General features: G+C 70.1%; 1 protein-coding gene. It reads left to right on the top strand.

Translation table 11 applies throughout. The features are described from left to right. Window positions 1-83: 83 nt before the first annotated feature. A partial coding sequence (locus BZL64_RS31120) for a hypothetical protein (protein WP_086772486.1) occupies window positions 84-668 on the top strand: 585 nt, incomplete at its 3' end.

Consider the following 668-nt stretch of genomic DNA (forward strand, 5'->3'; position numbering starts at 1 on the left):
GGGAGGGCGGGGTCGTGGACACCGGCGCAGGTTACCCGGCGGTCGGACAGGCGGGTCCGGCGGCTTCGGACGAAAATACGCGTATGGGAGATTGGTGGCAGCGGAACATCGTCGAGCCGGGGAAACTCCCGCTGCTCATCGCCCTGACCGCCTTCGTGCTGACCTTTCTGATCACCCGGGTCGTCACCCGTCTGATCCGCGCGGGGAAGGGCCCCTTCGGCAACATCAGCGCGGGCGGGGTGCACATCCACCACGTCGTCCCCGGCGTCGTCCTCACCGTCGTCGGCGGCTTCGGCGCGGTGGCCAGCGGCGGGCACGGCTTCGGCGCGGCGGCCTGCGCGGTGGTCTTCGGCATCGGCGCGGGCCTGCTGCTGGACGAGTTCGCGCTGGTCCTGCACCTCGACGACGTGTACTGGACGGAGGCCGGCCGCAAGAGCGTGGAGGCCGTCGTGCTGACGGCGGCCCTCGTCGGCCTGGTCCTGGTCGGCTTCGCGCCGTTCGGCGTCAACGACCTCAGCGACGAGGAACTCCAGGACCGGGGCAGCGTGATCTCGACCGTGGTGGTCAACTTCCTGATCGCCCTGGCCGTGCTGAGCAAGGGCAAGATCAAGCTGGCGGTCTTCGGCGTGATCGTCCCGTTCGTCGCCCTGTTCGGCCTCGTCCGGGTG

Source organism: Streptomyces bobili (genome assembly GCF_002154575.1).
In the GTDB taxonomy this organism is placed as follows: domain Bacteria; phylum Actinomycetota; class Actinomycetes; order Streptomycetales; family Streptomycetaceae; genus Streptomyces; species Streptomyces bobili.